Raw genomic sequence first — 26056 nt, forward strand, 5'->3', positions numbered from 1 at the left:
CGCGACAGGGGCCGGTCGGCCCATGTTCGCGAACCGACTGCCCGGCGATGCTGAATCCGAAGGCTACAGAGGAGGCCACCGATGAACGCTTCTGCAACTCGCATCACCGCAGCCCTGCCTGCCCAGTACCGTGCCCGCCTGATGGGGATCGGGCAGGAGGTCAATTTCGCCCAGGGAACCCGTCTCTTCCAAGAAGGAGACCACGCAGACCGCTTCTGGATCCTGCGCTCGGGCACCGTCACACTGGACATCCGCGTACCGGGCGGTTCCCCGGCGGCGATCGAGAGACTCGGCTCCGGCGAACTGGTCAGCTGGGCCTGGCTGTTCGAGCCCTGCATCTGGCACCTCGGAGCAGAGGCGATGACGCCTGTCCGCACCCATGAGTTCGACGCGGCGACCGTACGAACGATGATGGACGCGGATCCCGCCCTCGGTTCAGCCATCGGTCATTGGGTCGGGCAGGTTCTCGCCCACCGCTTGCAGGCCACTCGGATCCGTCTGCTCGATCGCTACGCCCCTCATGGCAGCGGCGGGTTTGTGTGAGTACGCCGTCGTGCCACCACCCATGAGCCACCCCGAGGAGTCTCAATGACGAAGTCAAGCCGCCTGCGCGACCGGCAGGACGGGGGTGAAGACCCGGTCGTCGCGCAGAAGGGCCCACAGAACGCCGGCCCGTCGACGGGCCAGGGCGATGACGGCCTGGACGTGTTTGCAGCCCTCGTCACGCTTCTTGAGCGCCACGGCGTGGAGAGCCGGGCGAGCCGAAACGCTGCGCCCGCACGTAGATCTTGGTCCGCGACGTTCCGAGTGGCTCTTCTTCGTTGTGCCGGAAACACTGGAACGGTTTCTGGGACTGCAGCCGATGGGGGGCCGTGTCCAGGAGGACGCAGATGGCCGCACGACGACAATTCATCAAGGCCGGCCTCGCAGGCGGAACCTGCCTCTTCGTCCCTGCCGGCGGGCCTGCCTCCGCGCCGGCCTGGCCGGGCATCCCCAGCCGCGGTGAGCCCGCGCCGACCGCCGCCTTGTTCCGGGCACTCGTGGCCCGGCCCGGTTGAAGATCGTGCGGCGCCTCGCAGCCGGCGATCGCGGCCCAGCCCCTCGAATGGCCGGACCTGCGATGGCTTCTGCGCGACCCGGCCCACGGCACGGGACACCCGCAGGTGATCATCCGCCTGGGGCAACTCCTCCATCGGTGCGCGCCGTACCGGCGGACCCCACGGGCCGCGCCCCGGTCCTGTGACCCACGCGGTGTTGCACTGTGCACCCTGCCCCGTCGCCGCCGTCCCGGACACCCGCTGAGCGCGGCCGCGACACCGGCCCTCCAGGGGGCGCCTTTCATCAGGGGTGGGGAACGACGACGACCGGGCAGTGCGCGTGGTGCAGGACAGCATGTGTCACGCGGCCGAGCGGAGAACCCATGGAGTGGGAACGCCGACGCGATCCGATGACGATCACGTCGGCGCCGGCGGCCGCTGCCACCAGCACCTCGGAAACGGATCCGGCACGAACGACGTGCTCGGTCACCGTGAGGTCCGGGAACTCCTTGCGCACGAGCTCGACGAGCCGGGCAGTCGCTGTCGCCTGATCCGCGGCGAGCCTGCCCACACCATCGGACATCGCCGCCATGCTGCCGACGTTCTCGAAGAAGACCCATGCGCTCAACACCCGCAGCGAGACGCCCTCGCGCGCGGCCAGACAGGCGGCAACGCGCAGCGTCTCCTTGTCACGCTCGTCCCGTGCCCCGGCCAGGACGACACCTGCTGGTTCACGGTCATCACTGCCGGGCACGACGACAACCGGAACGTGGGAACGCGCGGCCACCCGGAGCGAGTCCGAACCGAGCAGCAAGGATGCGAATCCGCCGCGTCCGCGGGAGCCCACGACGATCGTGGCATCGGGACCGGCTTCACTGAGCAAGCATGCTGTTGTCTCGTCTTCGCACACAGCCGTCGTCACAGCGACGGCGGGAGCAAGCCGACGTGCGAGTGCGGCGGCCTCTTCCAGCACGTCTTCCGCGAAACCGTCGATCTGCTGGATGTCCTCCGGGGAGAGGTACAGCCTTCCGTGGCTCGTCCCGGTGGCGTACACGATCCGCAGCGGCCGGCTGCGGGCAGCCGCCTCGCCCGCAGCCCATCGCACGGCCCGCGTCGCGTGGTCGGAACCATCAGTGCCGACCACGACCGGTCCCGACCCGGTCACGCTTGATCGAGTGCTGTTCATGGTCTCTCCTCGAAGTTGCGAGCGCCGTCTGCCGGCGATTGCGGAACTGCTCGGGCAGCTCGGCTTCCACCCCGTCCCACTCCTTCTCCCACTCCATGCACCTGATGCTGTCCACCAGCTTCGTGAAGACTTTCCACCGGACGATGAAAAGTCCCGCTGCCACTACAAAAGTCCCTGTCGCCGTCATCCATACAGATGCAACGGCCTCACCGGGCGTCGCATTCGCGTGCTCAAGAGCCACGCCGCTCCGACTGGTGGTGGACCCCGAGATCCTCGGCGTGACGCCGCGATGGATCTGCGGCAAGGCCCAAACGCACGATGCCGCAGGTTTTGGCCATCGGTATGCGGCATACCGGCCCAGCATGGATTCCGCATGCCACGCAGCACGGCCGAGCGCCCCTCCAGAAGCGCGCATATCGTTCATAACGGGCGGTCGGGGTACATCGTCAGCCCGGAACGGAGGTTCCATGTCAACGGCCAGGAGTCTGCTCGACGTAATCCCGCCCGAGAGGCGGGCCCGGTTGCTCGACGGGGCAGCCAGCGAAGTGCCGCTGGTCCTCGACGCACGGCTCTTCGAAGAGGGCAGAAGGGCCGACCGGTTCTGGGTCATCCGCTCCGGACAGGTCGAGGTCGACCTCCATGTGCCCGGACGCCGTGCGGCGGTCATCGAGACACTGGGACAGGACGATCTGCTGGGCTGGTCCTGGCTGTTCCCCCCGCACGTGTGGCACCTGGGTGCACATGTGATCCGGGCGGGACGGGCCGTGGAATTCGATGCCGCTGCCGTCCGCTCGCTGTGCGACGCCGATGCGGTGCTGGGCCGGGCAGTCTACAAGTACGTCGCCGAGACAGTAGCGGAACGACTGTACGAGACACGGAAAAGGCTGATGCAGCTGTACGGTCCCGGGGCCGAGGCTCCTGATGACTGAACGGTCCGGAACATGGGACCGTTCGCCCCTGGGATGTTCCTCGATGTTCGCGCCCCACCCCGACGCGCCGTCGTGGCCGCGCAGAGCGGTCGGATCCTCTCCCAGTAACAGCAGGAAGGCCCAACTGGCGGGCAACATCTCCAGGTGCGGTCGGCCTACCTGCGACTCAGTGCGTTGTGGCAAAGGGATCAATGTCCGATGGTCTTGCTTGGATCGCGGATGCCTGGCGGAGCGCGACGCTGAACGCCGGTGACCTGTACATCACCTGCGCCCGCGGCCTGACCCCTGAGCAGCTGGCCGAACGCATGGCCGACCACGAACCTGTCGAGATCGGGCCTGCCCTCACCACTCACGAAGCGTCCCGCATGGTCGACCTCACGCAGATCTACTGCGTCGGACGCGTCGGCCGAAGCGATGACTGGTCGTTCATCGTGGAATGCGGAGGCAGCGAAGGCTGGGTCCTGGACCCGGCAGTCTCCCGCGGCGCCGAAGTCCTGGTCCTCGACCCCCGGCCGGACGATCCGCCCTCCTTCTTCACGTACCTCGCCGACGGGGCGGTACAGCTCCACTTCGAATTGGGGTTCGGCTACGAGTGTGCGCCCCTCCGTCCGGGCACCAATGCAGCACCATGCAACGAGTCCCGGACCCACCCTTCCGCCGGGTGCTTACGCGAATCCATCCAGTGCCGGCTATCCCCGGTATGTGACAACTGAAATCTGTGGTCGCAGCCACTCACCGTCGTACGCGCGGCATCCCCAGGCCGATCCACGAGATGATCTCCCGCTGGATCTCATTGTTGCCACCGCCGAAGGTGAAGATGACGGCGGACCGGTATCCGCGTTCGAGTTCGCCGTGGAGTACGGCGCCCGCCGATCCTTCCTTGAGCGGTCCGGCCGAGCCGACGACCTCCATCAGCCAGGCGTAGGCGTCGCGGCGGGCCTCGGAGCCGTAGACCTTGACGGCGGAGGCGTCCTGCGGGGTGAGGGTTCCGTTCTGGACCGCGGACACCATCTGCCAGTTGAGGAGTTTCATGGCGTCGAGCCTGGTGTGGGTGCGGGCGAGGAGAGTGCGGACCCAGCCGAGGTCGATGACGCGGCGGCCGTCGGCGAGTGCGGTGTCCTTCGCCCAGCGCTGGACGTTGTGGAGGGCGCGGACGGCCATGGTGCCGTGGGCGGCGAGGGTGACGCGTTCATGGTTGAGCTGGTTGGTGATCAGCCGCCAGCCCTTGTTCTCCTCGCCGACGCGGCGCGAGACGGGGACGCGGATGTTCTCGTAGTAGCTGGCGGTGGTGTCGTGCGAGGCGAGGGTGTTGATCAGGGTGCAGGAGTATCCGGGGTCGCTCGTCGGGACGAGCAGCATGGTGATGCCCTTGTGCGGGGGCGCGTCCGGGTCGGTGCGGACGGCGAGCCAGACCCAGTCCGCGGTGTCGCCGTTGGTGGTCCAGATCTTCTGCCCGTTCACGACGTAGTCGTCGCCGTCGCGTACGGCGCGGGTCTTGAGCGCGGCGAGGTCCGTGCCCGCGTCGGGTTCGCTGTAGCCGATCGCGAAGTCGATCTCGCCGGCGAGGACCTTCGGCAGGAAGTAGGCCTTCTGCTCCTCGGTGCCGAACTGCATGATCGTCGGACCGACGGTGTTGAGGGCCATCAACGGCAGCGGTACGCCCGCCTGGGCGGCCTCGTCGAAGAAGATGAACTGTTCCATCGGGGACAGCCCGCGGCCGCCGTACTCCGTCGGCCAGCCGACGCCGAGCCAGCCGTCGGTGCCCAGGCGCCGGATCGTCTCCCGGTAGAAGCTTTTCTGTACGGCGGGGTCGGCATGGCGCGCGTAGGCGTTGTCGGGGACCAGTCCGGCGAAGTACGTACGCAGTTCGGCGCGCAACTGCTGCTGTTCAGGCGTGTATTCGAGGTGCACGGCCCCTCCAGGAGTCTCGCGTTCGCGTCGCCCGTGTGCGGCGGCGCACACAGTAGAACGTGTTGCAAGAATCCGGAAGGGCCGGGGCGTCCCTGGCGGGCGTCAGCTCTTGACGGCGCGCAGGACGACGAACTTCGGGTTGCCCGCGACCGTGGCGCAGTTGCCGAAGGTCCGGCGCAGCTGGGTGTGGTAACCGAGGTGCCGGTTTCCGACGACCCACAACTCACCGCCCGGCCGCAGTGCGGCGCGTGCCGTGTGGAACATGGCGCGGGCCGTCGCGTCGGTGGTGGCCTGGTGGGAGTGGAACGGCGGATTGTTGAGGACCAGGTCCACGCTGGCGGGCGGCAGCCGCGTCAGCCCGTCGCCGACCAGGAACTCGGCCGTGGCGTCCGGGCCGGTGTTGGCCCGGAAGGTCTCCTCGGCGGAGGCGACCGCCTGGTACGACTCGTCGACGAAGGTGACTGTCGCTTCGGGGTTGGCGAGCGCGGCGGACAGACCGACGACGCCATTCCCGCAGCCGAGGTCGACGATCCGGTCGGGGCCGCTGCGCGCGGGGAGGTGGCCGAGGAAGAAGCGGGTGCCGATGTCGAGGCGCTCGGCGCAGAAGATCCCGGCGTGGTTGGTGACGGTCCGGCCGGAGACCGGACCGACGTCCTCGGGCAGGTCGTAGCGGTACGGCCAGGGGCTGGGTGTACGGGGCAGGGCCGGGTCCGGGGTGCAGAAGATGAGCCGGGCCTTCTTGACCGCGAGGGAGGTGCGGGTCGGGCCGATGATCCGCTCGAAGAGCTTGAGGGTAGAAGTGTGGATCTCCTTGACCATGCCGGTGCCAATCACGACGGTGCCCGCGTGGACGGCCGGCGCGAGCCGGTGGAGCTGGTCCTCCAGGAGCGCGAGGCTCTTGGGGACGCGTACCAGCAGGACGTCGATCCGGTCCGGCGGGGTGTCCCTGGCCGACAGGAGGCGTACGGCGTCCGCGGCCGCACCGTTGCGCTCCAGGTTCGCGAGGGTGGCGCGCTGCGCCAGGTAGGAGTCGGTGATCTGTACGGGGCGGTGCGCGGCCAGCACGGTACTCAGGGCGCCCCAGCGGTCGCCCACCACGACCACGGCGCCCGACAGGCCGACCGGTTCCGACCCCTCGCTCCCCTCCAGCCGCCGCAGCAGATACTCATCGGCAGCGTCCCAGGCGCGGAACTGGTCGCGCGGGTCCTCGGGGAAGCGGGCCAGGTCGTACCCGGCCCCTGACGTCGTCAAACGGTTCATTGTGCACCCAGGCTAGCCGAGCCGCGGGGAGTGCCCACACACTCCCCGCGCCGCCCGGACCGCCTGGCCACGGGCTACGGCAGTGCCTTGTCGATCGCGGACCGGCCCTCCTGGGCGAGCCTGCGCTCCGCCCACTGAAGATTCTTCGGGGTCAGGTCCCGCCCGGAGGCGAGTACCAGGTCCTCTGCCGACGGATGGTCGCTCCCGCCGGCGTGCAAGAGGCTGTCGGGAGTCACTCCCCGCAGCGCGGGAGTGACTCCTGGAGCTGCGGATACGGATTCGGGCTCGTCACTCATGCCGCCTCCTCGTCCTTTCGGTCATTCTCGCCCCGTGCCCGGCCCGCCGCATCCGATGCCTCGGCGGTCCACTCCCGGCTCACGGACCAGCCCTCACTTGACCTGCACATGATAGGTACACAGTGTTCACACCGGTGTCACGGTGCGTGTGGAAGGCTCCCGCTGACCACTTACCACACGACCACCGCGGCGCCACCCCCCACCCTGCGACGGCTTCGTGGTGCCCGCATTTTCGGAGAGGACACCCCACATGTCCCGTCGTCACCTGCACTACCGTCGCCCCTTACTGGCAACCCTGGCCGCGTTCGCCGTACTCGCCGGCACCGCGGCCGCCGCACCGGCTGCCACGCCCCGGGCAGCCGAACCCGTGGCCGCGCCGGTCGCCGCGACACCGCTCCGGGCCCTCGACGACACGTACTACGAGAACGCGCTCGGCAAGTCCGGAACCGCGCTCAAGAGCGCACTGCACACGATCATCAGCAACCAGACCAAGATCTCCTACAGCCAGGTCTGGGACGCGCTCAAGGACACGGACGAGGACCCCGCCAACCCCTCGAACGTGCTCCTCCTCTACACCGGGCGCTCCGAGCCCAAGAGCGACAACGGCGGCTCGGTCGGCCAGTGGAACCGCGAACACGTCTGGGCCAAGTCCCACGGCGGCTTCGGCACCGCCACCGGCCCCGGCACCGACATCCACCACCTGCGCCCGGCGGATGTCACCGTCAACTCCATCCGTGGCAACAAGGACTTCGACAACGGCGGCGGCCCGGTCAGCGGCGCACCGGGCAACTACACCGACAGCGACTCCTTCGAACCGCGCGACTCGGTCAAGGGCGATGTGGCCCGCATGATCCTGTACATGGCGGTGCGCTACGAGGGCGACGACGCCTTCCCCGACCTCGAACCGAACGACAAGGTGTCCAACGGCTCCGCACCGTACATCGGCCGCCTCTCGGTGCTGAAGGCGTGGAGCCAGGAGGACCCGCCGGACAGCTTCGAGAAGCGGCGCAACGACGTCATATTCGACAAGTACCAGCACAACCGGAACCCGTTCATCGATCACCCGGAATGGGTCGAGTCGATCTGGTAGACGGTCCGGCCTCGAGCAGGCTCCTCCCCCGCCGTTTCAGCCGGCCGGGCCACTCGCGCACCGGGTCACGGCCTACGGGGGCTGACGGCCGAAGGTCCGCATGCCCCGCCCTGCTCCCCGTCACCGGGGAGCAGGGCGGGGCATGTCCTGCGGCCGTCAGCCGCGTTCGGCCTGCGCGATCCGGGGGAACGTCTTGACTCCGGCCGCCTTGCTGCTGTTGGCGTGCTGACTGACGGTCCGGCCGGGTTGGACGTCCGCGAAGCCGAGCACCACGAAGTCGAGGACCTTGCCGGAGGAGTCGGCGAACTCCACCTTCACGGCGTAGAAGGCTGCCTTGTCCGTGCGGTTGCTGACCCGGACGAGAGCGCTGCGGAACTTCTCGGACTTCTCGACCGGCAGCCCCGTCACCGAGACGTCCTTGACCGCGTTGCCCTGCCCCTGGACACCTTCGAGCTGCCTGACGGCCTTCTGCCGGTCGCGCTCGGCGGCGGCGGCCGAGGCCGCGAACTCCTGCTGGGTGCGCGGGGTGGCGCTCGCGGACCGAGTCAGGGCCGGTTCCGGGGACACCGTACGAGTGCCTCTGGCCGTGCCCGGCGAGGTGGTCCCGGACCCGCCGCAGGCGGCGGTACCGGCGACGATCACCGCGGCCAGCACGGTGAGGGCCGGAATACGGACTGGGCGGCCGCCGAAGGCGTGGCGCAAGGGGCTGGTCGGGTTCACGGACACTCCGTCTGTTCGGAAGCTCGCCGGAATGGCGCGCGGGAGAGATAGGGGAGGCGAGGAGCCGCAGGGCACCTCCTCGGAGCAATAACCAACAACTCGCCCACACTAGGTTCAAACGGTATGAATTAACTCGTTGAATTCACCCGCTTCACTCGGGAGCGGATACCAGCCCCTGGGAGAGAACGATGGACACGGACGCCCTGACCACCGGCCTGTTGAAGGAACTGCGGGCGGCCAGGCCCTATCCGGCCCTGTCCCTGACCATGCCGACGCACCGCCGCGCTCCGGACAACACCCAGGACGCCGTACGGCTGCGCAACCTGGTGGCCGAGGCCGCCGGCCGGCTGGAAGCGGACCCCGCCGTCACCCACGAGGCCGGGAACGCCGTCAAGGAGCAACTCGACCGTGCGGTCACCGAACTGGACCCGCGCCGGGCCCTGGACGCCCTGGTCGTCCTCGTCACCGCCGACGAGCACCAGATCTGGCAGATTCCCCGAACCGCGCCCGAACGGGTGGTGCTCAGCGACACGTATCTGACCCGCAATCTGGTCGCCGCGAAGGCTCAGGCGCAGCCGTTCTGGGCGCTCACCGTCTCGGCCGAGCACGCCGTCCTGTGGAGCGGCGCGCAGGACGTCCTGACCGAGGAGCGGACCGGCGGATTCCCACTGACGGCTCCGCGGGAGGCGCCCAACCCGCAGCGCGAGGAGCAGATCGGTGACACCCCGAGCACCTTCACCGACGAGGAGACGCGCAACTTCCTTCGCACGGTGGACGAGAAGCTGCGCGCGGTACTGGCCGAGGACCCGCGCCCGCTGTACCTGGTCGGCCTCGCGCCCGCGCTCGCCCTTCTGGACGAGGTCGGGGAGAGCACCAAGTCTGCCGTGGGCCGGGTCGCCAAGGGTGTTCCGGCCGACATGACGCCGGGCGACCTGCTGAAGGAACTCCGGCCCGCGCTCGACGAGCGGCGGCAGCGGTTCGCCGCGGAGATCGACGGCAGGCTGGACGAGGCCCGTGGCCGCCGCGCCTTCGCCGGTGGTCTCGACGAGGTGTGGGCCGCGGTACGGGAGGGGCGCGCCGGACTGGTCGCGGTGGAGGAGCACTTCCAGCAGACGGTGCGGGTGGCGGACGAACACCTCGAACCGGTGAGCGGCGAAGCCGCGGACCTCACGGACAGCTCGGTCCGTGAGGACATCGTCGACGAGCTCGTCGAGGCGGCCCTGGACAGCGGCGCCGACGTGGTCTTCCTCGCGGACGACGCGCTCACCGAGTACGGCCGCATCGCGGCGGCCCTGCGCTACTGAGCGGGCCGGGCAACCCGCCGTTCGCCGCACCGGGTACGCGACAGGCGTGCGGGCCCCCGAGGCCGCTGGGACACTGGAGAGAACCCCGATCGGGCCCCAGGGAGAGGAGTGATCGCACCATGCCACGCGGATCCAACCCCAAACGGGAACGGCAGTACGAACACATCAAGGAGAGCGCTCAGGAGCGCGGGGTCAGCGAGGACCGGGCCGAGGAGATCGCGGCCCGTACGGTCAACAAGGAGCGCGCCCGCGCCGGTGAGTCGAAGACCGCGAGCCGCACGTCCATCGAGGACATGTCGTCCTCCCGGCGCGGCGGTCTGCGCTCCCACAGCGGAGCCGGGGGTCCGACGCGCGAGCAGCTCTACGAAGAGGCGAAGGAGAAGAACGTCCACGGGCGGTCGCACATGACGAAGGCCGAGCTGGAACGAGCGCTCGGCCACTGAGCCCTCCCCTCCGACCGGGCCCGGAGTGGTGTCAACCCGCTCCGGGCCCGGGGCACGCGAACCCGGCGTGATCCAAACGAAAGACCCTAGGGTCCGTACCAGACCGTGGTCGCGTTGCAGAACTCGCGGATGCCGTGGCCGGCGAGTTCGCGGCCGTAGCCGGAGCGCTTCACTCCGCCGAAGGGCAGCGCGGGATGGGACGCCGTCATGCCGTTGAAGAAGACACCGCCCGCCTCCAGATCGCGCACGCAGCGGCGGGCCTCCTCCGCGTCGCGGGTCCAGACGTTGGAGCTGAGGCCGAAGGGGCTGTCGTTGGCGAGCTCCACGGCTTCGTCGAGTCCTTCGACGCGGTAGAGCGTGGCGACGGGACCGAAGGTCTCCTCGCGGTGGATGCGCATGGCGGGCGTGATCCCGGTGAGGACGGTAGGGGCGTAGAACCAGCCGCGCTCCAGCTCCGGGCCCAGACCGTCGGGCCGGCCGCCGCCGCACAGCACGCGCGCACCCTGCCGTACCGCGTCGTCCACCAGCTCCTCCAGGTCGGTGCGGCCCTGTTCGCTGGAGAGGGGGCCGACATCGGTGGCTTCCTGGAGCGGGTCGCCGACGGTCAGATCGCGCATGCCCACGGTGAACCGCTCGGCGAACTCGTCGTACACCTCCGTGTGCACGATGAACCGTTTGGCGGCGATGCAGGACTGGCCGTTGTTCTGCACCCGGGCGGTCACGGCGGCACGGGCGGCACTGGCGACGTCCGCCGACGGCAGGACGAGGTACGGGTCGCTGCCGCCCAGTTCCATGACGGTGTGCTTCACCTCGTCGCCGGCGATGGACGCGACCGAGCGCCCGGCCGGTTCGCTGCCGGTGAGGGTGGCGGCGGCGACCCGGCGGTCGCGCAGGATCGACTCGACCGCTCCGGATCCCACCAGCAGGGTCTGGAAGCATCCCGCCGGGTATCCGGCCCGGCGGAACAGGTTCTCCAGGTACATCGCCGTCTGCGGAACGTTGGACGCGTGCTTGAGCAGGCCGACGTTCCCGGCCATCAGCGCGGGTGCGGCGAACCGGATGACCTGCCAGAGTGGGAAGTTCCACGGCATCACGGCGAGGACGGCGCCCAGCGGGCGGTAGTGGACATAGGCCCGGGACGCGCCGGAGTCCCGCACGTCGGCCGCCGACGGGTGCTCGTCCGCGAGGAGTTCCTCGGCGCGGGCCGCGTACCAGCGCATCGCCTTCACGCATTTGGCGGCCTCCGCGCGGGCCGCCTTGACGGGTTTGCCCATTTCGGTGGTCATGGTGCGCGCGATGTCCTGCTGGTCCTCTTCGAGGTGGTCCGCGGCGGCGTTCAGCAGGTGGGCCCGTTCGCCGAATCCAGTGGTGCGGTACTGCCGGAACGCGGTCGCGGCGGCGGCGAGCTTCTGCTCGATCTCGGCCTCCGCGAGCGCGTCGAATGTTCTGAGGGTCTCGCCGTTCGCGGGGTTGACCGTCGCGATGGGCATGGCTCTGCTCTCCTTGCCTCGGTACTGCGACCGTGCCGCGCCGTGCGCCGGGCCGCAAACGCGGGCCCCGCCGGGCGGATACCCGACCGGCGCGGACCGTGCGTGCGGTGTGCACGCCGTCCGCGCCAGGAGGGTGAGCGCTCGGCGGGTTCGAGGGGGTGACCCGCCTCAGACGAGGGCGGGGGCGGTGTCGGACGCCGCCGTCGTCTCGGGAACGGCCGCCTCCGGAACCGCGGCCGGCGGGCAGCGGGACTCCAGTACACCGGGCAGCGGCGCCGTCGGCACCAGCTCGACGGTGCGCGGCTCCTTCGCGTACCGGGTGAACCAGACGACCTTGCCCTCGGAGGTGCGGCAGGTGCCCCAGCTGTCGCTCAGCGCCATGACGCGGCTGAGACCGCCGCCGCCGGTGCTGAGCAGCCGCGGCATCTCGGCACCGTTGTCGGCGACGGAGACCGTGAGATGCCGACCCGACCAGCGGAGTTCGACGACACAGTTGTTGTTGTCACCGACATGCCGGTGGACATTGGTCAGCAGCTCCTCCACACCCCGGCACACCGGCCGGATGTGGAGTTCGAGACTCCAGTGGCGTAGGTGCGCTGCGATTATTCGCCGCAGCTGGCACACACGCTCTGCCGAAACCTGGAGTTCGACCGAGTAGTGCCGGTCGAGTTGAACGGTCATCGTCGAGGCTCCTCACATCGAGGCCCACTCGCTTCGCCTCATTGAACCAACGACCCCCCGAACACGAAGAGTGAGCAGATGTCGCTTCTAGGTCACTCCACAGAGTGACTCGGCAGAGCCGGTTGCGCAACACAAGGGACGGCAAACCGGCCTTACGGAGAGGATCCGCCCAGGTCACAGCAGATACGGCAGCAATGTGTCCGGGGTGATCGGGAGGCTGCGCAACCGGACGCCGGTGGCATGCCGCACCGCGTTGCCGACGGCCGCCGCGGCGCCGACGATGCCGATCTCGCCGATGCCCTTGCTGCCCATCGGGTTGAGATGCGGGTCGATCTCGTCGATCCAGTCCACCTCGATGTCCGGTACGTCGGCACAGACCGGCACATGATAGGAGGCCAGATCGCTCTCGGTGAAGTCACCGAAGGCGGGGTCCATGGTGCTGGACTCGGTCAGGGCCATGCCGATCCCCATGGTCATTCCGCCGGTGAACTGGGAGCGTGCGGTACGGGGGTTGAGGATGCGCCCGGCGGCGAAGACGCCGAGCATCCGCCGCACCCGCACTTCTCCTGTACGGGAGTCGACGGCGACCTCGGCGAAGTGCGCTCCGAACGCGTGCCGGGCGTAGGGGGATTTCGCCGATGTCTCCTGTTCGGTGTCCGCGAAGGCGGTCAGTCCCCCGGCGGGCAGCGGGCCGGTTCGCTCGCGCAGTTGTCGCAGGAGGTCCGTGGACGCCTTGTGCACGGACCAGCCCCAGGAGGCCGTGCCCGAGGAGCCACCGGCCAGCGGGGCGTCGGGCAGTTCGCTGTTGCCGATGTCGATCCGGACGTTCTCGACCGGGGTTTCCAGCACGGAGGCGGCGATCTGCGCGAGTACGGTGCGGGCGCCCGTACCGATGTCGGTGGCGTTGACCCGGATGAGGTACGAGCCGTCGGGTGCCGCGTGCGCCGAGGCGCTCGAGGCCAGGATGTACACGGGGTACGTGGCGGCGGCGACGCCCGTGCCGAGCAGCAGGGGTCCCTCTTCGCGGACCGCGGGGCGGGCATCGCGCTCGTACCAGCCGAATCGTGCGGCGCCCTTCTCCAGGCAGGCCGCGAGGCCGCGGCTGCTGAACGGGCGGCCGGAGTCGGGTTCCGTCACCGGGTCGTTGCGCAGCCGCAGTTCGACGGGGTCCATGCCGAGGGCCGAGGCGAGTTCGTCCATGGCGGATTCCAGCGCGTACAGGCCCGGGGTCTCGCCCGGTGCGCGCATCCAGGAGGGGCTCGGCACGTCCAGGGCGGTCACTCGATGGGCGGTACGGCTGTGGGCGGATCCGTACATGACCCGGGTCGGTACGGCTGCCTGCTCGACGAACTCCTTGATGGTGGAGGTCTGGGTGACGACCTCGTGGGTGACCGAGGTGAGGGTGCCGTCGAGATCGGCGCCGAGCCGGACGTGCTGCACGGTGGGTGCGCGGTGGCCGACCACGGCGGCCATCTGACGGCGGGGCAGGGCGATCTTGACGGGGTGCCCGGTGTGGCGTGCGGCCATGGCGGCGAGGACGGCCTGCGGGCGCGGCGTGCCCTTGGAGCCGAAACCGCCGCCGACGTGTTCGGAGACCACGGTGACCTGCTGCGGGCGGAGTCCGAACGCGATGGCGAGGCTGTCGCGGACCTTGGTGGAGCCCTGGCCGGCGTCGTGGACGGTCAGCCTGCCGTCGTCCGTCCACTGCGCGGTGGAGGCGTGCGGCTCCATGGGGTGGTTGTGCAGGGCGCCGAGGGTGTAGGTGACGTCGACCTGGACGGGTGCGGTGGCGAAGGCCCGGTCGGCGTCGCCGCGTTCGCGGACGGCGGGGTAGTCGCCGTTGACGATCTTCGGGGTGTACAGGCCGGGGTGGTCCTCGGTCAGCAGGACGTCGTGCCCGGCGGGCTCGTAGGAGATCCGCAGCGCCTCGGCCCCGGCGCGGGCCTGCTCGAGCGTGTCGGCCACCACGAGCGCGATGTGCCAGCCCCGGTGCGGGACCCGGTCGTCCTGGAGGACGGCGAGGATCGGGTCGTCGGGCTGCTTGAGCCTCGGGGCGTTCTCGTGGGTGAGGACGGCGCGTACGCCCGGCAGGGCCAGCGCCTCGTCGGTGTGGATGGCGCTGACGCGGCCGCGGGCGATGGTGGCGGGGACGGGCCGGCCGTACAGACAGCCCGGCGGGGTGTGCTCGGCGGCGTAGCGGGCAGTGCCCGTGACCTTGTCCCGGCCCTCGCGGCGAAGGACGGGGGTGCCCAGGGGTGGAGGGGCCTGGCTCATGACGGGGTCCTCACGTCTGCTGGTCGGCGTATCTGCGGTGGCTCAGCTGTCGGCGGCGAGTTCGGTCAGCGCGTCGACGGCCAGGCTGCGGGCGAGGCCCACCTTGAACGCGTTGTCGCGCAGGGGCCGGGCCGTGGCGAGTTCGGCGTCCACGGCGCGGGCGAAGGTCTCGTCGGTGGCCGGTGCGCCCCGGAGCGTGTCCTGTGCGGTGTGTGCGCGCCAGGGCCGGTGGGCGAGCCCGCCGAAGGCCAGTGCCGCATGCTCGATCCGGCCGTCGCGGACGCTCAGCACCGCGGCGACGGATGCGAGAGCGAAGGCGAACGAGGCCCGGTCGCGGGCTTTGCGGTAGAGGGATCCGGCACCGTCGGGGCGCGGCGGGAGGACCACCTCGGTGATGAGTTCGCCCGCCCTGATCTCGGCGTCCAGGTGGGGGCTGTCGCCCGGCAGGCGGTGGAATTCGGCGGCGGGTACGGTCCGTTCGCCGTCCGCCCCGTACAGGTGGACGGTGGCGTCGAGGGCGGCCAGGGCGACGGCCATGTCGGACGGGTGGGTGGCGACGCAGTGCTCGGAGTGGCCGAGTACGGCGAGGTCACGGTGGGCGCCTTCGCGGGCGGGGCAGCCGGTGCCGGGTTCCCGTTTGTTGCACGGTTTGGACGTGTCCTGGAAGTACGGGCAGCGGGTGCGTTGCAACAGGTTGCCGCCGGTCGTGGCGGTGTTGCGGAGCTGCCCGGAGGCGCCGGACAGCAGGGCCTGCGACAGGACGGGGTAGCGGGTGCGTACCGCGGGATGGGCGGCCAGGTCGCTGTTGCGTACGGTCGCGCCGATACGTAGCCCGCCGTCGTCGGTGTCGGCCACCCGGTCCAGGGGCAGCCGGCTGATGTCGATGAGCAGACCGGGGGTTTCCACACCGAGCTTCATCAGGTCGACGAGGTTGGTACCGCCGCCGAGGAACCCGGCGCCGGGTCGGGCGCTGATCTCGCGGACCGCTTCCTCGACGGACCGGGCGCGCAGGTAGGAGAAAGGCTTCATGGCGCCACGTCCTCGATCGCCTCGACGATGCGGGGGTAGGCGCCGCAGCGGCACAGGTTGCCGCTCATCCGCTCGCGGATCTCGGGGGCGTCGAGCGGCACCGGGGCCGCTGCGGGCGCGGTGCGCGCGGTGACTTGGGACGGGAAGCCGTCCGCTGCCTCGCCGAGCATGCCGACGACCGAGCAGATCTGGCCGGGTGTGCAGTAGCCGCACTGCAGGGCGTCGCGGTCCAGGAAGGCTTCCTGGACGGGGTGGAGCCGGTCTCCGTCGGCGAGGCCCTCGACGGTGGTGATGCGGGCGCCGTCGTGGGCGACGGCGAGCAGCAGGCAGCTGTTGGCGCGCCGCCCGTCGACGATGACGGTGCACGCCCCGCACTGTCCGTGGTCGCAGCCCTTCTTGGCGCCAGTGAGGTCGAGGTGTTCGCGCATGGCGTCCAGGACCGTGGTGCGGTGATCGAGCGTCAGGGTCTGCTCGGATCCGTTGATGTGCAGGGTCAGGGTGGAGCGGTCACCGGTTGCTCCCGACTGTCGCGCACCGTCGTCCCGCCCGTGAGAGGGGTCCACTCACTCGCACCTTTCAGAGGTGGCCTTTTGTTCGTTTTCTACCAGATGTGCCCTGCCTTCCCGCTTCATTGCTCCGTCACCGGGCGGTGGCCCGCCGGTCTATCGGCTCCCGCTGTTCCGGTGGCCTTCCAGGCGCAGGCGTACCTCTTCCTCCTGGTCTCCGGAGACCGTGCCGACGACGCGTACGTCGAAGGCGTGCGCCAGACTCCGGCGCAGCCGTTCGACCGCCCAGTAGCCGCCCTGCACATCGATCTTCACGGGTGCGCCGAGTGCGAGCGGTCCGGAGATCACTCTCTCCTCGGTGACGTCGACGGTCGCCACCCATGCCGTGGGGCGCCTCTCCGCGAGCTTCCTCGGTACGTCGACCGAGGCCCGGTCGGTGGTGAAAGCGGCCCGCAGCGCGTCGAAGACCATCCGCGCGTCGCCCGTGTCGCACCCGCTGATGACGACCGTGACCTCCATTCCGTGCAGGCTCTCCTCCGGCTTCCTCTCCTTGATGGTGTTCACCGCGGCTCCTTCCGCTCGGCGTTGTGTGGTTCGTCCCCGCGCTGGGGGCCGACGGTGTGGACGGGGTCCTCGGCGGAGGCGATGCCCGCGGCGAAGATCCCGAAGCGTGTGCGGGCCGAACCCGCGAGCAGCGCGAGCCCGGCTCCTCGGCGGCGGCCGGGGAGCGCCGCGCCCACCGCACCGGCGGCGGTCAGCACGCGGGCGGAGCCCCCGTCGCCGCCGACCCCGTTGTCCGGGTCGTGTCCGTACAGCCGGGCCTTGGCCTCCATCACCCGGGGGACGCCGACGGGGTGGGCCTCGGCGAAGTTGGACTCCTGGAGGTCCTGCATGAAGGTGGTGGCCCCGCCAAGGCTCGCGATACCGAGCGTGCGGGCCGTGCGGACCCCCTCGCGCTCCCACTCCCAGGTCCTGCGCCGGGTCTCGACCTCCCGGTCGGCGACCATGTCCATGGCCTTCTCCAGGTCGAGCGGCTCCCAGTCGCTCGCGTACGGGCGCCGGTACGGCACCTGGTGGCGGCGGGACGGGCCCGTGGTGAGCTGGAGCGTCGCGGATCCCTTGGGGCAGAGCTGCCCGCGGCTGATCGGCGAATCGGGATCACCCTCGATCTGCACGACCCGGTCGTCCTTGACGTACACCTGCTGACCGCAGCCGACCGTGCAGTACGTCCAGACGGACTGCACGACCCGGTCGGACGTGGCCGTGCGGGGCCGGAGACCGGCGGTCGCGGGCGACTTCGCGGCACGCCCTCTGCCCAGCGGATCACCACCGGTCAGTTGCCGGCAGACCGGCCGGCGGCTGATCGGATTCGGCACTCCCATCGCTTCCCTCCAGCGAATTCGGGGATCCTCTCCAGGCTCGCCCCGCTGCCGGGCGACGGCGACACGAGGCCGCCGGCAGGCGGACGGGCCGAGGCGCCGGGCCCGGGGCCGCCGGGTGCCCCGCGCCATCGAAACACTTTTAGTTTTATATCCACTTAAAACATGAATTCGTAGTCATTACCGACTGATGCCTGCCCCTCGGGGTATCCGGGAGGCATGGACGTATCGAACGGAGACCTCGGTTCACTGGCCCTCACCCTCGCCGGCGGGCGCGGCGCGGTCGGCGCGGTGATGGGCATTTTCGGATTGGCGGTCGTGGCCCTGCTGATCGGCGGCTTCTGGCTGGGCAAGAAGCGCCGGGCCCAGGAGCCGCCGCCGCCCCGGCCCGAGGACCAGCCACCGCGGCCGGACCACCGGAGCCACGTCGAGCAACGCGATGTCCACGCCGACGACAGCTTCCCGCCCAATGGCCGGGGGCTGTCCCCCTACGAGCTCGGTGACCGCGGGAACCAGCCCATCCATCGCGACACCGACGAGCAGCGCGACTGATCTCCCGACGGCCGGAAGGCCGGTCCCCGCACCGCGCCGCAGCGCAGTGCGCGGCGCCGCCGCGTGTTGCGGGAGTCGCTGCACGCGGTGAGGCTGGTGAGGCTCCGACGGCCACCGGCACGCGAAGGCCGCAGAACCGATGAAGGCAGTTGGGACCATGACCGGAAGCCATCCCGGGGCGGCGTCGATGCCGGCACCGCTGACCGGATCCGCAGCGCCCTGCTGGGTCAATCTCATGACCCGCGACCTGGGATCGGCGCAGGAGTTCTACGGCGCCGTGCTGGGCTGGACCTTCCGGCCGGGCAAGCTGGGGCAGGAGTTCTCCGTCGCTCGCCGCGGGGATGTACCGGTCGCCGGCATCGGCGCGGTGGCGGCGGCCTACCGGGTGGCCGTCGCCTGGACGCCCTACTTCGCCGTCCCCGACGCCGACGCGGCGGCCTCACGCATCCGTGAGCGCAGCGGCACGGTCGCGGTGGGGCCGCTCGCGCTCGGCAAGGGGCGTGGGGCGTTGGCGGCCGATCTCGACGGCGCGGTGTTCGGTATCTGGGAGCGGACCGAGCCCGCGACGTCGCCCCCGGCGCCGGACGGTTACTCGCACGCCTGGCTGCGGCTGCACACGAGGAACGCCTTCGACGCGGCGATCTTCTACGGTGGGGTGCTCGACTGGGCGAGTGGTCGCCCCGGGTGCTGCGAGGTGTCGTACGAGAAGGACGAGGTCATCGTCGACTGCAACGGGCGCCGGCTCGCCCGGATCAGCTCCGGAGCGGTGGAGGCGGCACCCGATCCGCTGGTCCGTCCGCACTGGCAGGTGCATTTTCCCGTCGCCGATGTGGCGGTCACGGTCGAGGCGGCACGGCGGCACGGCGGCAGCCTGGTCGAGCAGCGTCCGCTCGGGCAGGGCAGCGAGGCGACCCTGCTGGACCCGGACGGCGGGCTCTTCACGGTCACGGACGTCCGGGACCCCACGGCGGGCGATGCGGGCTGATCCGGCCGCCCCGTACAGCGCTGCCCCGCGCAACGGTCATTTCTCGCGTTCACGCGTGGAGCGAGCCAGCGCCCGGGCCGGGATCACGAACCAGCAGACCAGGAACCACAGCGCCATACCGGCGACCAGCACCAGGGCGAGGGAATCGTGCAGGGCCACCCGCAGGATCAGCAGCAGGGTGGAGCACATGGTGCACACCAGCAGGACCAGTCCGAGCACGGTCAGCCGGGCTGCCCAGGTCACCGTCTGCGGCTTGAGCCGCCGTCCGGCGACCAGGCGGTGGTACGAGACGGGCCCGATCAGAGCGGCGACGGTGGCGGCGCCCAGCATCACGGTGACCACGTAGATGATGCGGTCGGTGTCCGACAGTTCGGCGAAGCGCGGCTGGAAGACGACGGCGAGCAGGAAGCCGAACAGGATCTGGACGCCCGTCTGGGCGACCCGCAGTTCCTGGAGCAGTTCCCCCCACCGCCGGTCCGCCCGCTCCTCGGGCGTCTCGTCGCGGCCCGTTCCGGGGTCCCGGCCGCCGGAGTCGTAGGGTGTCGAGGTCACCGTGAGCCTCCGTCCCGATGCGCGGAGTGCGTCGTCTGTTCCACCTCGACCACCGTAGACCTCACGGCGATCACGCGGTGCCCTCGACGAGCCGTCCGGACGCATCTAGGATCTTGAGTACGGCATCGCGCGTCGGTCACCGGCCGGGTGAGGCGTGGAGGTGCCCGTGAGATGCCCGTTGGAGGCATTCCACAGTGTCAGTCGAGTTGAATCACACCATCGTTTCCGCCCGGGACAACCGGGAGTCCGCCGAGTTCCTCGCGGACATACTGGGCCTGGAAGTCGGCACGGAATGGGGCCCGTTCATCCCGGTCGCCACCGCGAACGGCGTCACCCTGGACTTCGCGACCGTTCCCGAAGCGTCGATCGCCCTGCAGCACTACGCCTTCCTCGTCTCGGAGCCCGAGTTCGACAGGGCGTACGCCCGCATCAAGGAGCTCGGGCTCACCTACTACGCGGACCCGCATCGGAAGCATCCGGGCGAGATCAACCACAACGACGGCGGCCGAGGTGTGTACTTCCTCGATCCCGCCGGTCACGCCATGGAGATCATCACGCGTCCGTACGGGGGCTTCCCCTCGTAACTCGGCGTAAGAGAAAGGGGGTTCGGCCGGATACCGCGCACGGGTTCCGGCCGCGCCCTTCTCCCGTCGGTTCAGGCGACCGGCAGCACCAGTTCGGGCCGGTCCCACATCACAACGGGCGGGTCGGCGGCGAGGGTGCCGGTGCGCCGGGCGCCCACACTCCGGTAGAAGCCCTCGGCGGGCGGATGCGAGACGATGCGGACGCCGGTCAGACCGGTGCGCCGCGCCTCCTCGCGCAGATGCCCGATGAGCAGCCGCCCGATGCCGAGGCCCTGTGCGTCGTCGGCGACGAACATGAGGTCGAGTTCCGGCGGATCGAGGATCAACGCGTAGAAGCCGAGGACCCGCTCGGTGCCGGCCCCGACGGCCGCGAAGACCCGGTGGGTCTCGATGTAGTCGGGTCCCACCCGGTATCCGGCGACCATGGCGGCATAGTGACCCTCGTAGGCGCGGGAGGCCCTGACCAGCCGGGTGAGCCGCCGGGCGTCCTGTGCGGTCGCGCGCCTGATCCGTACGTCCTCGCGACGCGCACCGTCACCCGTGCGCGTAATGCCCGATCTCATAGAGGGAGTATTACGCATCCGGTCGTGTGTCCGGGACGTGCACGATCGCTGCGAGGGCTTTGCCCCCGAGCCCCCGGGGACTACGACGAGCGCCGGGCCACGCGCCACTCCTCGACCACCGCGTCGATGTCGAACGGCTCGAGGTTCAGCAGGGGCCCCGGCGGCGGTCGCCGAATGGCCGCCCGGATCTTCTCGTTGACCTCGGCCAGCATGCGCCGCACGTCGGCCTCCGTCCGCGCCCCGGACACGGCCTCACGCACATCCTCCGCCTCCTTGCGCAGGGCCAGGACCGGCGGGAGCACCGACACCCCCTGATGTTGCATCTTCCGCTTGATCCACCAGGTCTCGTCGTACGGCGCGTCAAGGGAGTCGAGCGGCTTTCCGAATCCCGGCAACTGCGAGAAGTCACCGCGCTGCTCGGACTCGCGGATCTGCTTCCAGGTCCAGATGTTTCTACAAACAGTGCCCCTGACCAGCCAGAATGACTGTCCGTAGACCTGGACATGAAACTGCCCCTGGCAGTCAGCACCAGGGGCTCAGCATGGAGGCAGTTGCCGTACCATCATTCTTTCATTCTGTCAACTGCTGCTCCGCTCGCTCCAACCGGCACCCTGCGACGTCGATGACAGCCAGACAGGAGTGAGACAGGAAGAGTAGAGCAGAGATCAACTCCGCCCGGGTGACATCCTTGTCCACTGCCAGGGCCCGCGCTCTGGCCACATCCTCGGCGGCTACCTCTAGCACCTTCTCCTCCGCGGCATAGGCGATCGCTGAGACAAGCCCTCCCGGTTGGCAGTAAGCCGTCTTCCCGCTTCCGTCCACCGGCATCCTCTGTAGCTGCATTGCCTGTCCCCTCTCGGTAGTCCTGGACTCCGAGGCTACGCCACCTTGCTATAGCTCGCTATCCCTCGCCGTAGGTGATCACAGCACGCAGTGTTGACCTATGACAGAGCTTGATCCCACCCGTGCCAAGTGGGTGCAGATGGTGGCCGTGGTTGAGTCCCGTATCAGCGATGGGACCTACCCGCACGGCTCCAAGCTGCCCGGCATCCTCGCCCTGTGCGGTGAGTTCAACGTGGCCCAGGTGACAGCGAGGAAGGCTCTGACGGACCTACGGAACCGGGGCTTGATCCGGACAGAGAACGGTATCGGTTCGTTCGTCGTCTGACTCTCCCTGGTATCCCCATTGAAAGAATGAATGATCTCCTGCCCACTTCTTTCATTCATTCCCTGGCTCATGTCGATCGACAGCCTGCCGCCCGTTATCACTTGGTTCATATGATTGCCGCACCCGGGGTAATGTATATGTACACGATTAAGGAACCCGCCGGGAGGGCACTCCTTCGATCGCGTACGGGTATTGAACTTTACAAAACCGTGACCTGAAACAGAACTCAGAAAACACGAGTAAGCCCCCTGCCTTTCGACAGGGGGCCTAGTCATTTGATCAGTGTTCCCAGTTGTCTCCATAACCCTCAGACTTTGCAGCATGAATACGAGGCTTGTGAGTACGCCAGAATTCGGCCTCAGCCTCTGCCTGCTCATCAACTACCGGAGCCGGCATAACCACGAGACCTTCAACAAGGCCAATTCCTGCAAATCCAAGTTCAGTGGCAGCCTCGGTAGTCAGACGTCCATCCTCTGACAGTTCCCAGTACTCCGCATTGTTGCCGGCGGAGGCACCTTCCAGGGGAAGAGTCTCCACACTGCCCGCAGAGGCACACCAGGTGAACAAGGCCCCGTTACGCTCCAGAGCCTCCCTGGCAGAGACAGCGGCAGCCTCTGCCACCTTCCATGCATCAAGGCACTTCTGAGCAGCCTTAGCAGCCTTCAGGCCCATAGGGACAAGTTCCTCTGTGACAGCCTCTGAGAAGACACTGTGAGCCTGCTTAACAAGGGTCTCCAGTGCCGACACGATACGGTCGTATTCATCAATCTTGGTTTGCACAGTACCGAGGAACACTTCCTTATTGGGGAGTGCCTTACTCTCCCTGACAGCTTCAATTTCCAGTGTCTTAAGTTCTGCCTTGGCATCCTCCAAGGCAGGAGTACTGTAACGGGCCTTGATTTCGCCTACCTGAGAAACGTCTCGGGTACGGTATCGAGCATTCTCCCTGGTGTAATCACCAAGCTTGGTCTTTGAATCCTCGTATGCCTTTCGGAGAGCCTTAACCTTAGGGGAAAGAGGCAGGTCAGCAGGAATGTTGTCAGCAATGAAATTAGCCATGGGAGATCTCCGTCTCGTTGTCTTGGCAGGTCTTGATCCGTTCGAGAAGCCCATTAATAAGTGCAGTGATATGAGCCAGGGTCACTATGATTTCCATTAGGCCACCAACATTCCCTTGTACCGTGCCCCGGTACGGTCACTGACGTTAAACCAAGCAGCCAGAGCAGAAGAGGTCACCTTCTGACCTGTCTTATCCAAGGTGTCCGCGGCTTCACGAATAGCCTGAATAGAAGGCTTGGGACGTCCAATGGGCTTGGGCCGGACAGGAACAGGGATGGCATTGTCAGGGGTACTCACTGAACGAGTACCCTTGTCATCTTCAGACTTATTCTCGATGTCCTGTCCCAGATTCTCGGAAGTGACAGGTACTGGAGCCTTTGCACCGTGTGCCAAATGGAGCATGTGAGCAGCAGCCAGAGCAGGGACAGAAGAGACAGCAGCCACAAGCCAGGGGCCAGACGTCATATAACCAGAGGTGATCAGATGTCCGACTACCTGAGCAGACAGAGCCATACCAAGCGCCACTCCACTACCGACGATGGCAGATGTCCGCCCCTTTGTTCCACGGGGACGGTTGGCAGCAATTACAGCAGATGCAGCAGAGTAAAGGGAGAGGACCAGAGGCATTAGAAGTTCATAGCCACCACTGAAGCCAGAGGCACGGGCTAGCTGTACCTCGGCCGGCATGGATATCAGGAGAGCAGAGATAAGGACAATCTGTCGAGAGACAGCCGCGGTAAGACGTGCATAGAAAGGAGTGTTCATTGTCATGCGTTCCTATCGTTGGGTGTATTAGTCGTTGTTCAGTGCGTAGCGGATGGCACTACGCACGACAGGGTCAACAGAATCGAGTATGTCTACCAGGGGGATGCCAAGCGCCTTGGCAAGCTTGAGCTGATTAGCCAAGGTCGGGTTGATGTCTCCTGCAAACCACTTCTGTGGAATGGAGCGGTAAACGCCACACTCCTTGGCCAGGGTCTCGTAGGTGAGCCCCTTGACCTGTCGGATGGTGGACCAGCTAGCACGGTCCCAGATGGAAACCTTCATGTGTAACCTCCATGGCGCCATGCGGGGAGAAAAGGGGGATGGGTGGCAAATGAAATAGGCCCGATCCCCCCTGGCATGACAAACAAGGGGAACCGGACCTAATCAACCGGGCGTAACCCAACCATGGTGGCCAGACCATGGCTGCTCAGATACCCGGGGCATTGGAGGAGAGAACGAGACAACGTACTGCGGGGAAGTCGAGAGCCTTCTTTGCTCTCTACCTAAGATGTAGTGGCCACAAAGGGGGGTTCTGTGACAGGGATTAGGTCACAAGTAAGTAACGCCTACAGAACCCCAGGTCAGGGAATGGCGTTACGGGACGTCCTGTCCCTGGACCTCTCTACGCCTGCCAGAGAGCCGCGGAACCTCCCAGACGTCCAGAGAAGGCCAGGGAGTAGCAGGCAGAGGCGCACACGGGCACACAGAGCCCTTCTACGTCCCACAGGAGAGCCAGGGTTCCGACCCTCATCAGTAGTGAGGGTTGACCTAGGCAGCTAGAAGCGATTCTTTGGTACCCGGAGAGCCCTGGGTGGGCTCTCCGGGTAAGGAGACCAGGAAGGTACTCCCAGGCCCTCAGAAGGCCGTACAGCAGCCTTGGCGGGGGCGGAACAAGGTATCCGTCGTTGCCACTCCTCCCCACCAATAATTGGTGGGTCTCACTGCCAGTCCCCGAAAAGGGACTGGCTAGTTCGTCTGGTCCCTCTCTCCGTTCGGTCCTGTCGTTCCTTCACTCCGTTCAGTCTCTTGCCTTGGTGTCCTGAATCTCAACTGCTCCTCCTTGGCATCTAGGGAGCCGAGGAGAACTTCCTACTCTCCTATCCCCTTGGCTCATCAGATCGCCAAGGAACCTTCTTCTTACTATTAGTTCTAAAGCTTCCCTACCTCTTTAAGGAGGTAGGGAAGTTAAGTTAGAAGTTAGTGTGCAAGTTCATGCATACACCCCATGCAAGTACGTGCACATAGGTATATGCAAGTACGTGCATACACCCCACCTGACAAGGGGGGTTACTGCGACCCCCCTTGGTTCCGGGTAGTCCCAAGCTTGTAGGTGACAGGCCCGTTGAACACTCGGCTCTGCTCCCGGATGAGATCTGCCTTCCTGAGATCGGCTACACCTTCGGCTACGGTCCTACGCTTCCGCGGGACCATTTCGGCCAAGGTATCGATAGTGGGAAATACGTCCTTGGTGTTCCCTCCACCACCAAAGCTAGCCAGGGCAACCGCAACCCGGACGGCACGATCCGGGATGTCCTGCCGGTTGACAACCTGAATCCATTCGCCGGGGCGCTTAGTCATGTCCTCCCAATTGTCATCCGATGCCGTGGCAGTGTCATTGACCGTGGCCGCAGGTGCTCCCTCTGTCTGCTCCGCCTCGGCACTCGTCTCCCCATAGACTTCTGCCATAATCTGTTCGAGTTCTTCACCGGCGGGGAAAGAGGAATCTTCCTCCGCCGGCTGGGGCTGCTCAGGGATGATCCAGACAGCTTCCTGCTGCTCCTTGGCCACCTTCTTCTTGTATTCCGCAAGCTCATTGCCAAACTCCCAGGCACTGGGAGCACCCCACATGTCATCAGGATCATAACCAAGGGCCCTGATTTCCTCTGCCGTGGCATCTCCGTAAACGTCAGTGTTCAACATGCTTGTCCCCAATCTTCTCTGCAATTCCTGTCATCTCGACAACGGCGCAGTCTCCGAGAATGCCATGGACAATCTCTGTGGCCTCTGTCATCTCCACTTCAAACAGAGCAGCCACAAACCAAATGGCGGCCCTTAGCTCCATGCCGCCGAACCAAACGGCGTATCCAACCTTCTGGACAACCATTTCCTTCTGAGCGTCGGTCATTTCCGCTGTCCTATCCGTTGTCAGACATGGAAAAGGGGCATGTCGTTGATGACATGCCCCTAGGGGTACTGCTGCACTGCGTCACGCAGGTGTTGGCGTAGCGGCGCCACTTGTCAGTTGCGCCTGTCTCTAGCTACATCGTCTGCCATGGCACTGGTATTACAGGGT

The 26056-nt window shown here is 67.5% G+C and carries 30 protein-coding genes and 2 pseudogenes; 10 read left to right on the forward strand and 22 right to left on the reverse strand.

Features of this window, described 5'->3' with window-relative positions:
• The first annotated feature begins 81 nt into the window (after positions 1-81).
• Positions 82-543: a cyclic nucleotide-binding domain-containing protein gene (locus OG936_RS00890; RefSeq protein WP_406491799.1), complete on the forward strand. Its 462-nt coding sequence runs from the start codon at positions 82-84 to the stop codon at positions 541-543.
• Positions 544-597: 54 nt separating this feature from the next.
• On the opposite strand, the pseudogene OG936_RS00895 reads toward OG936_RS00890, so the two are convergent.
• Positions 598-735, reverse strand: a pseudogene (locus tag OG936_RS00895) (IS110 family transposase); the annotation flags it as partial.
• 606 nt (positions 736-1341) lie between these two features.
• Positions 1342-2223: a universal stress protein gene (locus OG936_RS00900; protein WP_406491801.1), complete on the reverse strand. Its 882-nt coding sequence runs from the start codon at positions 2221-2223 to the stop codon at positions 1342-1344.
• A gap of 467 nt (positions 2224-2690) precedes the next feature.
• Between OG936_RS00900 and OG936_RS00905 the strand changes: the two genes are divergently transcribed.
• Together OG936_RS00905 and OG936_RS00910 are read left to right on the forward strand one after the other, a co-directional pair.
• A complete protein-coding gene (locus tag OG936_RS00905) occupies positions 2691-3152 on the forward strand; it encodes a Crp/Fnr family transcriptional regulator (protein ID WP_406491803.1) in 462 nt (153 codons plus the stop codon).
• 191 nt (positions 3153-3343) lie between these two features.
• A complete protein-coding gene (locus tag OG936_RS00910; protein ID WP_406491805.1) occupies positions 3344-3865 on the forward strand; it encodes a DUF6461 domain-containing protein in 522 nt (173 codons plus the stop codon).
• Between the two features lie 19 nt (positions 3866-3884).
• Here the strand turns inward: OG936_RS00910 and OG936_RS00915 are convergent, their stop codons facing one another.
• The 3 genes from OG936_RS00915 to OG936_RS00925 form a co-directional block, all read right to left on the reverse strand.
• Positions 3885-5063: an acyl-CoA dehydrogenase family protein gene (locus OG936_RS00915; protein WP_406491807.1), complete on the reverse strand. Its 1179-nt coding sequence runs from the start codon at positions 5061-5063 to the stop codon at positions 3885-3887.
• A gap of 102 nt (positions 5064-5165) precedes the next feature.
• Positions 5166-6323: a methyltransferase gene (locus OG936_RS00920; protein ID WP_406491809.1), complete on the reverse strand. Its 1158-nt coding sequence runs from the start codon at positions 6321-6323 to the stop codon at positions 5166-5168.
• 74 nt (positions 6324-6397) lie between these two features.
• The gene (locus OG936_RS00925) at positions 6398-6619 is read right to left on the reverse strand and encodes a hypothetical protein (protein ID WP_383757994.1); all 222 of its coding nucleotides are present in this window, start codon (positions 6617-6619) and stop codon (positions 6398-6400) included.
• 250 nt (positions 6620-6869) lie between these two features.
• Between OG936_RS00925 and OG936_RS00930 the strand changes: the two genes are divergently transcribed.
• Complete coding sequence (locus OG936_RS00930; protein ID WP_406491810.1) at positions 6870-7709, forward strand: endonuclease I family protein; 840 nt, start codon at positions 6870-6872, stop codon at positions 7707-7709.
• A gap of 156 nt (positions 7710-7865) precedes the next feature.
• Here OG936_RS00930 and OG936_RS00935 read toward each other — a convergent pair whose 3' ends face one another.
• Positions 7866-8429, reverse strand: coding sequence for a hypothetical protein (locus OG936_RS00935; protein ID WP_406491811.1), 564 nt, complete (start codon positions 8427-8429; stop codon positions 7866-7868).
• A 188-nt stretch (positions 8430-8617) separates the two neighbouring features.
• Here OG936_RS00935 and OG936_RS00940 point away from each other — a divergent pair, with 188 nt between their 5' ends.
• Both OG936_RS00940 and OG936_RS00945 read left to right on the forward strand, forming a co-directional pair.
• Positions 8618-9733, forward strand: a complete 1116-nt coding sequence (locus OG936_RS00940) for a chemotaxis protein (protein WP_406491813.1) — start codon at positions 8618-8620, stop codon at positions 9731-9733.
• Positions 9734-9852: 119 nt separating this feature from the next.
• Complete coding sequence (locus OG936_RS00945) at positions 9853-10176, forward strand: plasmid stabilization protein (protein ID WP_406491814.1); 324 nt, start codon at positions 9853-9855, stop codon at positions 10174-10176.
• Between the two features lie 86 nt (positions 10177-10262).
• On the opposite strand, the gene OG936_RS00950 is transcribed toward OG936_RS00945, so the two are convergent.
• From OG936_RS00950 to OG936_RS00980, 7 genes and pseudogenes are all read right to left on the reverse strand, one after another.
• Entirely contained in the window at positions 10263-11666 is a 1404-nt protein-coding gene (locus tag OG936_RS00950) for an NADP-dependent succinic semialdehyde dehydrogenase (RefSeq protein ID WP_406491815.1), read from the reverse strand.
• Positions 11667-11834: 168 nt separating this feature from the next.
• Positions 11835-12347 (reverse strand): ATP-binding protein, encoded by a 513-nt coding sequence (locus OG936_RS00955; RefSeq protein WP_406491816.1) that lies wholly within the window; start codon positions 12345-12347, stop codon positions 11835-11837.
• A gap of 174 nt (positions 12348-12521) precedes the next feature.
• Positions 12522-14621 carry a xanthine dehydrogenase family protein molybdopterin-binding subunit gene (locus tag OG936_RS00960; protein WP_406491817.1) on the reverse strand — a complete coding sequence of 700 codons (2100 nt, stop codon included), beginning with the start codon at positions 14619-14621 and terminating at the stop codon, positions 12522-12524.
• A 42-nt stretch (positions 14622-14663) separates the two neighbouring features.
• Positions 14664-15650, reverse strand: coding sequence for an FAD binding domain-containing protein (locus OG936_RS00965; protein WP_406491819.1), 987 nt, complete (start codon positions 15648-15650; stop codon positions 14664-14666).
• Positions 15647-16213: a 2Fe-2S iron-sulfur cluster-binding protein gene (locus tag OG936_RS00970; protein WP_406491820.1), complete on the reverse strand. Its 567-nt coding sequence runs from the start codon at positions 16211-16213 to the stop codon at positions 15647-15649. Before OG936_RS00970 ends, OG936_RS00965 begins: the two co-directional genes overlap by 4 nt.
• Positions 16214-16312: 99 nt before the next feature.
• Entirely contained in the window at positions 16313-16675 is a 363-nt protein-coding gene (locus OG936_RS00975; RefSeq protein ID WP_406500286.1) for a hypothetical protein, read from the reverse strand.
• Between the two features lie 296 nt (positions 16676-16971).
• Positions 16972-17538 (reverse strand): annotated as a pseudogene (locus tag OG936_RS00980) (formate dehydrogenase); the annotation flags it as partial.
• Between the two features lie 216 nt (positions 17539-17754).
• On the opposite strand from OG936_RS00980, the gene OG936_RS00985 reads away from it, so the two are divergent.
• Complete coding sequence (locus OG936_RS00985) at positions 17755-18087, forward strand: DUF6479 family protein (RefSeq protein WP_406491822.1); 333 nt, start codon at positions 17755-17757, stop codon at positions 18085-18087.
• Between the two features lie 157 nt (positions 18088-18244).
• Positions 18245-19072 carry a VOC family protein gene (locus tag OG936_RS00990; RefSeq protein ID WP_406491823.1) on the forward strand — a complete coding sequence of 276 codons (828 nt, stop codon included), beginning with the start codon at positions 18245-18247 and terminating at the stop codon, positions 19070-19072.
• A 36-nt stretch (positions 19073-19108) separates the two neighbouring features.
• Here OG936_RS00990 and OG936_RS00995 read toward each other — a convergent pair whose 3' ends face one another.
• Positions 19109-19624 (reverse strand): DUF6328 family protein, encoded by a 516-nt coding sequence (locus OG936_RS00995; RefSeq protein WP_406491825.1) that lies wholly within the window; start codon positions 19622-19624, stop codon positions 19109-19111.
• Positions 19625-19818: 194 nt separating this feature from the next.
• Here OG936_RS00995 and OG936_RS01000 point away from each other — a divergent pair, with 194 nt between their 5' ends.
• Positions 19819-20208: a VOC family protein gene (locus OG936_RS01000; protein WP_406491827.1), complete on the forward strand. Its 390-nt coding sequence runs from the start codon at positions 19819-19821 to the stop codon at positions 20206-20208.
• Positions 20209-20279: 71 nt separating this feature from the next.
• Here the strand turns inward: OG936_RS01000 and OG936_RS01005 are convergent, their stop codons facing one another.
• From OG936_RS01005 to OG936_RS01015, 3 genes are all read right to left on the reverse strand, one after another.
• On the reverse strand, positions 20280-20771 hold the full coding sequence (locus OG936_RS01005) for a GNAT family N-acetyltransferase (RefSeq protein WP_406491828.1): 492 nt from the start codon (positions 20769-20771) through the stop codon (positions 20280-20282).
• Between the two features lie 80 nt (positions 20772-20851).
• Positions 20852-21247, reverse strand: a complete 396-nt coding sequence (locus OG936_RS01010) for a DUF1992 domain-containing protein (RefSeq protein WP_406500287.1) — start codon at positions 21245-21247, stop codon at positions 20852-20854.
• 94 nt (positions 21248-21341) lie between these two features.
• Positions 21342-21593: a hypothetical protein gene (locus OG936_RS01015; protein ID WP_406491830.1), complete on the reverse strand. Its 252-nt coding sequence runs from the start codon at positions 21591-21593 to the stop codon at positions 21342-21344.
• Positions 21594-21714: 121 nt separating this feature from the next.
• Between OG936_RS01015 and OG936_RS01020 the strand changes: the two genes are divergently transcribed.
• Positions 21715-21939: a GntR family transcriptional regulator gene (locus OG936_RS01020; protein ID WP_406491831.1), complete on the forward strand. Its 225-nt coding sequence runs from the start codon at positions 21715-21717 to the stop codon at positions 21937-21939.
• A gap of 279 nt (positions 21940-22218) precedes the next feature.
• Here OG936_RS01020 and OG936_RS01025 read toward each other — a convergent pair whose 3' ends face one another.
• The 5 genes from OG936_RS01025 to OG936_RS01045 form a co-directional block, all read right to left on the reverse strand.
• Complete coding sequence (locus OG936_RS01025) at positions 22219-22998, reverse strand: hypothetical protein (RefSeq protein WP_406491832.1); 780 nt, start codon at positions 22996-22998, stop codon at positions 22219-22221.
• A 96-nt stretch (positions 22999-23094) separates the two neighbouring features.
• On the reverse strand, positions 23095-23769 hold the full coding sequence (locus OG936_RS01030) for a hypothetical protein (protein WP_406491833.1): 675 nt from the start codon (positions 23767-23769) through the stop codon (positions 23095-23097).
• A gap of 21 nt (positions 23770-23790) precedes the next feature.
• Complete coding sequence (locus OG936_RS01035; RefSeq protein ID WP_406491835.1) at positions 23791-24045, reverse strand: multiprotein-bridging factor 1 family protein; 255 nt, start codon at positions 24043-24045, stop codon at positions 23791-23793.
• Positions 24046-25050: 1005 nt separating this feature from the next.
• Positions 25051-25683, reverse strand: a complete 633-nt coding sequence (locus OG936_RS01040) for a hypothetical protein (protein ID WP_406491836.1) — start codon at positions 25681-25683, stop codon at positions 25051-25053.
• A complete protein-coding gene (locus OG936_RS01045) occupies positions 25670-25888 on the reverse strand; it encodes a hypothetical protein (RefSeq protein WP_406491838.1) in 219 nt (72 codons plus the stop codon). Before OG936_RS01045 ends, OG936_RS01040 begins: the two co-directional genes overlap by 14 nt.
• Between the last annotated feature and the right edge of the window lie 168 nt (positions 25889-26056).

Source organism: Streptomyces sp. NBC_00846 (genome assembly GCF_045207325.1).
Taxonomy (GTDB): Bacteria; Actinomycetota; Actinomycetes; order Streptomycetales; family Streptomycetaceae; genus Streptomyces.

What these genes read in the sequence shown, in the direction of transcription:
- OG936_RS00890 (WP_406491799.1), top strand. Translation starts at nt 82, where the DNA reads ATGAACGCTTCTGCAACTCGCATCACCGCAGCCCTGCCTGCCCAGTAC.
- OG936_RS00900 (WP_406491801.1), bottom strand. Translation starts at nt 2,223, where the DNA reads ATGAACAGCACTCGATCAAGCGTGACCGGGTCGGGACCGGTCGTGGTC.
- OG936_RS00905 (WP_406491803.1), top strand. Translation starts at nt 2,691, where the DNA reads ATGTCAACGGCCAGGAGTCTGCTCGACGTAATCCCGCCCGAGAGGCGG.
- OG936_RS00910 (WP_406491805.1), top strand. Translation starts at nt 3,344, where the DNA reads ATGTCCGATGGTCTTGCTTGGATCGCGGATGCCTGGCGGAGCGCGACG.
- OG936_RS00920 (WP_406491809.1), bottom strand. Translation starts at nt 6,323, where the DNA reads ATGAACCGTTTGACGACGTCAGGGGCCGGGTACGACCTGGCCCGCTTC.
- OG936_RS00925 (WP_383757994.1), bottom strand. Translation starts at nt 6,619, where the DNA reads ATGAGTGACGAGCCCGAATCCGTATCCGCAGCTCCAGGAGTCACTCCC.
- OG936_RS00930 (WP_406491810.1), top strand. Translation starts at nt 6,870, where the DNA reads ATGTCCCGTCGTCACCTGCACTACCGTCGCCCCTTACTGGCAACCCTG.
- OG936_RS00940 (WP_406491813.1), top strand. Translation starts at nt 8,618, where the DNA reads ATGGACACGGACGCCCTGACCACCGGCCTGTTGAAGGAACTGCGGGCG.
- OG936_RS00945 (WP_406491814.1), top strand. Translation starts at nt 9,853, where the DNA reads ATGCCACGCGGATCCAACCCCAAACGGGAACGGCAGTACGAACACATC.
- OG936_RS00950 (WP_406491815.1), bottom strand. Translation starts at nt 11,666, where the DNA reads ATGCCCATCGCGACGGTCAACCCCGCGAACGGCGAGACCCTCAGAACA.
- OG936_RS00955 (WP_406491816.1), bottom strand. Translation starts at nt 12,347, where the DNA reads ATGACCGTTCAACTCGACCGGCACTACTCGGTCGAACTCCAGGTTTCG.
- OG936_RS00960 (WP_406491817.1), bottom strand. Translation starts at nt 14,621, where the DNA reads ATGAGCCAGGCCCCTCCACCCCTGGGCACCCCCGTCCTTCGCCGCGAG.
- OG936_RS00965 (WP_406491819.1), bottom strand. Translation starts at nt 15,650, where the DNA reads ATGAAGCCTTTCTCCTACCTGCGCGCCCGGTCCGTCGAGGAAGCGGTC.
- OG936_RS00975 (WP_406500286.1), bottom strand. Translation starts at nt 16,675, where the DNA reads ATGGAGGTCACGGTCGTCATCAGCGGGTGCGACACGGGCGACGCGCGG.
- OG936_RS00985 (WP_406491822.1), top strand. Translation starts at nt 17,755, where the DNA reads ATGGACGTATCGAACGGAGACCTCGGTTCACTGGCCCTCACCCTCGCC.
- OG936_RS00990 (WP_406491823.1), top strand. Translation starts at nt 18,245, where the DNA reads ATGACCGGAAGCCATCCCGGGGCGGCGTCGATGCCGGCACCGCTGACC.
- OG936_RS01005 (WP_406491828.1), bottom strand. Translation starts at nt 20,771, where the DNA reads ATGAGATCGGGCATTACGCGCACGGGTGACGGTGCGCGTCGCGAGGAC.
- OG936_RS01020 (WP_406491831.1), top strand. Translation starts at nt 21,715, where the DNA reads ATGACAGAGCTTGATCCCACCCGTGCCAAGTGGGTGCAGATGGTGGCC.
- OG936_RS01025 (WP_406491832.1), bottom strand. Translation starts at nt 22,998, where the DNA reads ATGGCTAATTTCATTGCTGACAACATTCCTGCTGACCTGCCTCTTTCC.
- OG936_RS01030 (WP_406491833.1), bottom strand. Translation starts at nt 23,769, where the DNA reads ATGACAATGAACACTCCTTTCTATGCACGTCTTACCGCGGCTGTCTCT.
- OG936_RS01035 (WP_406491835.1), bottom strand. Translation starts at nt 24,045, where the DNA reads ATGAAGGTTTCCATCTGGGACCGTGCTAGCTGGTCCACCATCCGACAG.
- OG936_RS01040 (WP_406491836.1), bottom strand. Translation starts at nt 25,683, where the DNA reads ATGTTGAACACTGACGTTTACGGAGATGCCACGGCAGAGGAAATCAGG.
- OG936_RS01045 (WP_406491838.1), bottom strand. Translation starts at nt 25,888, where the DNA reads ATGACCGACGCTCAGAAGGAAATGGTTGTCCAGAAGGTTGGATACGCC.